The 7,512-nt window shown below is 61.6% G+C and carries 7 protein-coding genes and 1 pseudogene; 4 read left to right on the top strand and 4 right to left on the bottom strand.

Annotation, left to right across the window (positions count from 1 at the left end):
* Positions 1-350 (top strand): FadR/GntR family transcriptional regulator (locus NKH67_RS33560; protein WP_352619252.1); only part of this gene is annotated, 350 nt, incomplete at its 5' end.
* A gap of 899 nt (positions 351-1,249) precedes the next feature.
* On the opposite strand, the gene NKH67_RS33555 is transcribed toward NKH67_RS33560, so the two are convergent.
* Positions 1,250-2,188: an NAD(P)-dependent oxidoreductase gene (locus NKH67_RS33555; RefSeq protein ID WP_352503151.1), complete on the bottom strand. Its 939-nt coding sequence runs from the start codon at positions 2,186-2,188 to the stop codon at positions 1,250-1,252.
* Positions 2,189-2,340: 152 nt separating this feature from the next.
* Here NKH67_RS33555 and NKH67_RS33550 point away from each other — a divergent pair, with 152 nt between their 5' ends.
* On the top strand, positions 2,341-3,237 hold the full coding sequence (locus tag NKH67_RS33550; protein WP_352503152.1) for an NAD-dependent epimerase/dehydratase family protein: 897 nt from the start codon (positions 2,341-2,343) through the stop codon (positions 3,235-3,237).
* Positions 3,238-3,319: 82 nt separating this feature from the next.
* On the opposite strand, the gene NKH67_RS33545 is transcribed toward NKH67_RS33550, so the two are convergent.
* From NKH67_RS33545 to NKH67_RS33535, 3 genes are all read right to left on the bottom strand, one after another.
* A complete protein-coding gene (locus NKH67_RS33545; protein ID WP_352503153.1) occupies positions 3,320-3,808 on the bottom strand; it encodes a nucleoside deaminase in 489 nt (162 codons plus the stop codon).
* An 888-nt stretch (positions 3,809-4,696) separates the two neighbouring features.
* Positions 4,697-5,554: an EamA family transporter gene (locus NKH67_RS33540; RefSeq protein WP_352503154.1), complete on the bottom strand. Its 858-nt coding sequence runs from the start codon at positions 5,552-5,554 to the stop codon at positions 4,697-4,699.
* Positions 5,551-6,165 (bottom strand): nitroreductase family protein, encoded by a 615-nt coding sequence (locus NKH67_RS33535; RefSeq protein WP_352619015.1) that lies wholly within the window; start codon positions 6,163-6,165, stop codon positions 5,551-5,553. The genes NKH67_RS33540 and NKH67_RS33535 overlap by 4 nt, the downstream gene beginning before the upstream one ends.
* Positions 6,166-6,275: 110 nt before the next feature.
* On the opposite strand from NKH67_RS33535, the gene NKH67_RS33530 reads away from it, so the two are divergent.
* Entirely contained in the window at positions 6,276-7,277 is a 1,002-nt protein-coding gene (locus NKH67_RS33530; protein WP_352503156.1) for a LysR family transcriptional regulator, read from the top strand.
* A 30-nt stretch (positions 7,278-7,307) separates the two neighbouring features.
* Positions 7,308-7,512: pseudogene (locus tag NKH67_RS33525) on the top strand (FadR/GntR family transcriptional regulator); the annotation flags it as partial.

Here is a 7,512-nt window from a genome sequence, read left to right as displayed (position 1 = left end):
CCGCGATGCGGCGCACCGACGAGCAGATGGCCGAGATCAGCCAGGCCTGCCGCGAGATGGGCGAGGCGACCAACCTGCAGGAGCGCACGCGCGCCGACACGCGGTTTCATCTCGCCATCCTGCGGGCCTCGGGCAACGATCTGCTGGTGCCGCTCGGCGTGCTGATCGAATCGGCGCTCGACCATTTGTTCCAGTTCGTCACCCGCGAGACCAGCGATCAGCGGCGGGCGCAGGCACTGCACGAGGCGATCGAGAAGAACATCCGCCTGCAGCGGCCGGCTGCAGCCCGTGCCGCGGTGCACAGGCTTCTCGCCAACACCGACGACGTTATCGGCCGGTCGCGGCGGTGATGGTTGCACAGGGCGGCGTTGCTCAGAACGATTGCAAAACTCGCATTCCTTCGCGCCCCCTCTGTCCTGCCGGACATCTCGCCCACGAGGGGGCCATCGCAGATAGCAAGCCGAGGCTTTCGCTCTACGACGTACCCCCACCCCTAACCCCTCCCCACAAGGGGGAGGGAGACTTCCGTTGGCGCTGACCTCGGCAAATTGCCTGCCTTTCGGCGCCAAAAGGGGAAGTGAGGGCGCGCGGCAGCGTTCCCTCCCCCTTGTGGGGAGGGTTAGGGTGGGGGGCCATCTTCGTAAGAATCCAAATGCGATTGCCCAGCGCAACAGAGGGGGGAGATTGGATGCCACTTCGGCCTTCGCCAATCACCAACCTTAGGGCCAAGCAATGAGGGGCGGCGACCTCGGGTGGGACAGGAATTCGGACTTTTTTGCCTTCGCAGCTATTTTGTTCTTGCTTTGTGCCGGCAGCTATGCTACTAATTTTGACATGGTGCCAATTGGCTCCAACGATCCGCCCGCCGAGGCGGTTTTTTGTTTCCGGCTTCTTCCGATCGGAAGTGCGCGTGCTTTGGTGCACAGACTTCTCGCCAATACCGACATTATCGGCCGGTTTCGGCGCTGATTCGATCGTTTCTCGGCCAACTGCGTGTAAGTCGGGTCAACCAGCAACCAAGGTCGATCATTCCCGTTAGTCGCAAATCGCAAATTTAGAGATTAGTCTAGCCGAAACCCTCCCTTCGTCATCCCAGGGTCTGCGCGACGTCGCTTCGCTCCTGCTCCGCCCTGGGATGACGAAGGTGTGGTGTCATATGCTAATCGCCAGCGTCGGAGATTGGCGGATGTAGCTGGTCGGCAGCGAACGTTTGCAGTTGCGACACTCCCAGGCGTTAACCCCAACGTTCTCAGATCGCCTGCTTTTTGCCATCCCTGGTCGGCATCAGGTCGACGCCGTTGACCTTGCCGATGTGCGTCGCCAGCATCGGCACGTACTGATCGGCGGGGCCGGTGGCGAAGGCGCCGGCGAAGGCGTTCTTGGTGGCGTTGCCGAGCGGGTTGGCGATGCCGGCAGCACCCGCCATCGATTCGAGATAGGTGAGATCCTTGAAGGCGTTGGCGATGGTGAATTTGTGCGCGTCGCGGTCGCCTTCCAGCGTCCAGCGCATGAAGGTCTGGTAGAAGCCGCAATCCATGCGGCCGTTGCGGATGACGCTGTCGAAGCGCGGCGGCGAGATGCCGACCTTCTGCGCCAGCGCCAGCGCCTCGGAATAGATCGCGGCGTAGCCGAGCGAGATGAAATTGTTGAGCAGCTTCATGCGATGGCCGTCACCGGTGTCGCCGATATGGACGATGCGCCCGGCCCAGGTTTCGAGCACCGGCTTCAGCCGGGCAAAGACCGCGTCGGGCGCGCCGACCATGGCGTCGAGCGTGCCTTCCCAAGCCTCCTTCGGCGTGCGGCTGAGCGGGGCATCGACATAATCGACGCCGAGCCCCTTGAGTTCGCCGGCCAGCGTCACCGTCGAGACAGGATCCGAGGTCGAGCAATCGACGACAACCGATCCCGGCTTCAGGCCTTCCTTGAGACCGCCTGGGCCGCGGATGATGGCTTCGACCTCGCGCGAGCCGGTGACGCAGATGAAGACAACCGTCGATGCCGCCGCGACGTCGCGCGAGGTCTCCGCTTCCTTGGCACCGCGGCCGAGCAGGTCTTCCGCCGGCGCGCGGTTCTTGCGGCCGAGAAACGTCAGCGGATAGCCCTTGTCGACGATGTTCTTCGCGATCCCGTGCCCCATCAGGCCAAGCCCGATGAAGCCGATCTTTTCGCTCGCGGCGGTCGTGTTCATGTCATTTCGTCCTATTTGCAATGATGGATGACGGCGCTGCAGCTTGCCGGCGAATTGTTGAAGCGGGTTTTTGCCGCTCGCCGTGGCAGGCGATTGCAGAGTTCGATATTGTCTGACAATACACATGAATCTTAGGGAATGTGGAGAGCAAAATGACGAAGCGGATCATGTTCACCGGCGGCAGCGGCAAGGCCGGGCGCCACGTCGTGCAGTATCTGGTCGAGCAGGGCTGCCAGGTGCTCAACATCGACACCAAGCCGCTCGACAATCCCAAGGTGCGCACGCTGATCACCGACATCACCGACAGCGGGCAGGTGTTCAATGCGCTGTCGAGCTATATCGGCCTGCATGAATTCGACCCGTCGCTGCGTACGCAGCCGGTGGATGCCGTGGTGCATTTCGCGGCGATCCCGCGCATCATGATCACGCCCGACAATGAGGTGTTCCGCATCAACGCGCTCGGCACCTATAACGTCATCGAGGCCGCGGTGAAGCTCGGCATCCGCAAGGTGGTGATCGCCTCCAGCGAAACGACCTACGGCCTGGTCTTCGCCAACGAGCCGCGCAACCCGACGCATTTTCCGCTCGACGAGGCGTACGACGTCGACCCGATGGACAGCTACGCGCTGTCCAAGGTCGTCAACGAGAAGACGGCGCGCGCCTTTGCGCTGCGCAGCGGCTTCGACATCTACGCCTTGCGCATCGGCAACGTCATCGAGCCGCATGAATATTCGCTGTTTCCGAAATGGTTCGCCGATCCGGGTTTCCGCAAACGGATTGCCTGGAGCTATATCGACGCGCGCGACCTCGGGCAGATCACGCTGCGCGCCATCGAAAAGGACGGGCTCGGTTATCAGGTGTTCAACGCCGCCAATGACGACACCTCATCCGACCTGCCGACGGCCGAACTTTTGAAGCGGTTTTATCCCGATGTGCCGGTCAAGGGTGAACTTGGCGAATACGAGACGCTGCTCTCCAACCGCAAGGCGCGGGACATGCTCGGCTTCCGGCCGGAGCACAGCTGGCGGAAATACGTCAAGACGGCCTGACGGGGGCAGCTGACGCGAAACCGGCACTGGGCCGGCCCCGAATTGCGGCTGGCACCCGCTCGTTTGCCGCGCGGCAATTGAGCTAGTTGTCTTTCCAGAATTCGGCCTGGAGTTGCGCCGCTTCATCGGCAAGCAGCGGGCCGATGACTTCAGTCGGACGCTGCCCGGCTTCGAAGACGATCCTGCAGGGCAGGTCGAGTGTGGGGTTCTCGACATGTGCACCCGTCACCCGCTTGAGGTCGTGTTCGCTCTGGCCAAAGACGACCCGTCCAATGCCCGCCCAATAGATTGTCCCGGAGCACATCGCGCAAGGTTCGGCCGAACTGTAGAGCGTGCAGGAGGCCAGCTTTTCGAGGCTGACATTCATCCCTGCCCACGAGGCCAGCAGCCTTTCGGCATGAGCGGTGCGGTCGCCGCCGCCGGCTTTGTAAGCGTTGGGCTGCTCGCGCAACACATTGCCGTCCTTGTCAGCGAGCAGCGAACCAAAGGGATGTTCGCCGGCATCGCGGGCCTTGCGCGCGACTTCGAACGCCTGACGGAGCAGGCGCTCATCATAGGGGCGTTGTGGCATCGGCAGATCCTCCGGCAGCTGCAGCGGGGTCTTTGCCGTCGTAAATCACTTCGTCGGCTTCCTCGCCTGTCGCAATGCGCATGACATGGACTGCGTTGCCGATCACATCGGAGGGCGCTTCTGGCCTCTAGGACCGGTTGGCATAGGCTGGCTTCCCAAGTGTCCGGGCATCATTCATGCAGTCGGCCTTTATAGCCTCATAGTCCGGGCCCTGCCGTTCAACCGAGCGTCCGTCATAATGGCGACCGCTAAATCGGTACACGCCAGCTGAGACCTCGCCAGAGGTAAACGTCCAACCTTCCAATGCGTCTTGATTGTGATCGCTCACGATTGCTCCCATGCTTTCCGGTAAGCATACAGGAGCTCAGCCCGATATGGGAAATGCATGTTGCATTCCGTCAAATTTCAAACTGAGACACTACCGGCCCCTGGCGTCACTGGCAAGCGTTGGGAAATCAGTGATATTGTCGCGCTGATCCAAGCCAAAGAGGCAGAGAAGCCTATGGTTCGCGGCCAAAAGCAGGGAGTGAGGACATTTGAAGTACGAGTGGGCGAACAATCCTCACTTGTTTATTCCAATAACAGCATGTGTCGTTGTCTTGGCCCTGAGTTTCGCAGCCATGTTCGTCGCACTCCTAAGCATAATTCTGCGCACCGATTTCTATGGGTCAATCGATGACCAGAACCTTCCATGGGGCGAACAACTGGGGAAGCGAGACGCAAGGCTTCGTGCTGGATTTTGGTCAGCGCGCTTCCTGATACCGCGCCGGGTGATTGCATATGGTGCTGTTGTGTTCTTCTGCAGCTTCGGTGCGGTTGAGCTTATTTTAACCGTCTTCGGCCATCCGTCTTGATCGAATTTTCAAACTGACCCACTCCCGCCCAGGCTCAAGCCTCGTTGCGGCTAGGGCGTTGAGCCAGCCAGATGCTGCCGATGACGAAAACGACGCCGGCGATCTGAGGCAAGGTCAGTGTCTGATCCAGGAATACCCATCCAAGCAGCACGGCGGTCACCGGGCTGAGGAAAAGCAGCGATGACACCACTGCGGATTCCAGTCGCGCAATGCCCCGGAACCAGAGGACATAGGTCAGCGCCGCGCCGATCAGGCCGAGCCACACGAGTCCAAGCAGGTTGGCGCCGGTCGGGATTGGGATAGACGGTTCGAAAAGCAGGACCACCGGAACGAGAAGGAGACCACCGGCGGTCAGTTGCCATGCCGTAAAGGCGAGCAGCGATGCTGGCGGCTGCCACTTGCGGCTCAACACGCTTCCGAAGGCCATTGAGGCCGCCCCGGCGAGGCCGGCGGCAACGCCGACCGCATCGAGCGTCGCGTTCGGGGTCAGCACCAGCAATGCAACACCGGCGATCCCGACAAGGGCGGCGAGGATCGCCAACCGGCGGACAGGGCTGGCAAGCAGGGCAGCAGCGAGGAAAATCACAATCAATGGCTGGACCGACAGCACCGTCGCGGCGACCCCGCCAGGAAGCCGGTACGCGGCGACAAACAACATGCTCAGGAAGATCGAGATGTTGAGGGCTCCGAGGACGAAACTGCGCAGCCACCATATGCCCGTCGGCAGTTGCCGAACGATCGCCAGCAGCAGCAATCCGGCGGGCAGGGCACGCAGCATTGCGACCATCATCGGCGAAAAGTTCGGCAGGAACTGCGTGGTGACGATATAGGTGCTGCCCCATATTGCGGGTGCAATGGCTGTAAGCAGCAGATCGGAACGGTGCGTTTTCATAAGATTTCCAGAACTTCGGCAAGAGGGCGGCGCGGCTTTTGCGGCCAGTTTCCGGGCGCGGCGCGGCCGACGGCGATGAGCATCACCGCCATTTCATTGCGCGCAAGGCCAAACTCGCGGGCCACGCCTTCGGCATCGAAGCCTGCCATCGGACCGGAGACGAGCCCCAGCGCTTCGGCCGCGAAAATCAGCGTTGCGGCGCCAAGCGTTGCCGAGCGCACGGCTTCGTCGCGGGCCGCTAGAGGATCGGCATATTGGGCGCGGGCGCCCTCCCGCCACCCCGAAGCCATATCCGCCGGCATGAAGCCGGCTTCGACGAACGGACGGAGCCTGGCATCGAGGGCAGCGTGGTCGGGCAGTACGCCGCAGATGATGAAGGTGACGGCGGCGTCCTGCACCTTGGCCTGGCCATGGGCGAGGCTGCGCAATCGTGCCTTTGCTTCCGGCGTCCGCACCGCGATGAACCGCCAATTCTGAAGGTTGTAGGCGCTTGGCGCTCGCGTTGCGAGACGTGCCAGCTCCTCGATCTCGGCGTCCGTCAATTCGTGCGAGGCATCGAACCGATTGGCCGACATGCGCCGCTCGATAAGGGAAATTGCGGGGTTGGTCATCATGTCATTCCGAAACTGAGAAAGTCGTTCGGGAAGCAGATAGAGAATTTACCAAGGAGCGATAATATGCAACAATTGCAAGACATTATTTACTGGAAGAGAATGGTGCGATGGATCGCCTGACGGCGTTGCAGGTTTTCCGCCAGGTGGCGGAACTGAACAGCTTTGCCGAAGCTGGACGGCGGCTCGGTCTCTCGCCACCCGCGGTCAGCAAGAACATCGCCGAACTGGAGGCGCATCTGGGGGTGCGGCTCATCAACCGGACAACGCGGCGCATGGCGCTGACCGAAGAGGGCAGGATCTATCTGGAGCATGTCACGCAGGGGCTCGATGCGCTGGCCAGGGCCGACCAGGTGCTCGGCCCGATCAAGACGGCGCCGAGCGGCACGTTGCGGGTCAGCGCGCCGATGACTGTCACGTTGACGCGGCTTTCGGCTGCCATCCCCGCGTTTCTATTGCGCTATCCCGATTTGAAACTCGATCTGCACCTTGACGACAGGCGCGTCGATATCGTGCGGGAGGGATTTGACCTGGCCATTCGCGGCAGCGACAATCTCGAGGATTCCAGCCTGATCGCCCGAAAGCTTGCGGTCATGCCGCACGTGCTTTGCGCAGCTCCGTCCTATTTCGAGAAGCATGGCCGGCCCAAAGCGCCTGCCGATTTGAAGGCGGCCAATTGCATCCGGTTCAGCCTCTCGGGGCATGCGGATATATGGGAATTCCGCAAGGACGGCCGCACCGAGCGGATCGCCATCGACGGACGATACTCGGTTTCTTCAAGCCTTGCCGTGCGCGATGCGCTGCGTGCCGGCTTCGGCGTCAGCCTGATCCCCTATCCCTATGTCGAGAGCGACCTGAAAGCAGGCCGGCTGCAATCGGCTCTGGATGACTGGGAAAAGGTCGAAACCACGCTCTACGCGGTCTATCCGGCGCGGCAGCATCTTGCCCCGAAAATCCGCGTCTTCCTTGATTTCATGATCGAGGAATTCAGCCGGGACAAGGAGAAGCCGTTCGTGCCTCTCCGGCGTGAAGGCTCGGCAAAGCGCGGTGTCGGCGAGGCGACGGATGCGGAAAATCAAACTGGGATACCGCCGTCGATTTCATCTCCTTGACACGCCTCCAAATCCGGACTTTGTGGAGCCATGCGGGACGCGAAGCCGGATAAGGGAAAGACAGCGGCCGAGGCGTTCGCCGAACGCACGAGCGGTATTCGCCGGGCCGATGCGGCGCGCATGCCGGGCTCGAGCGTTCATGCGTCGCTGGCCAACGAAATCGGGCTGAGGATCGTGCGCGGCGACTATCCGCCGGGAACCATCCTGCCCAACGAAGCCAAATGGTCCGAGACCT

The organism is Mesorhizobium sp. M0968 (genome assembly GCF_040319065.1).
GTDB lineage: Bacteria > Pseudomonadota > Alphaproteobacteria > Rhizobiales > Rhizobiaceae > Mesorhizobium.
Note: the sequence above shows the minus strand (reverse complement) of the source record. Positions and strands in the feature narration are given on the sequence as shown.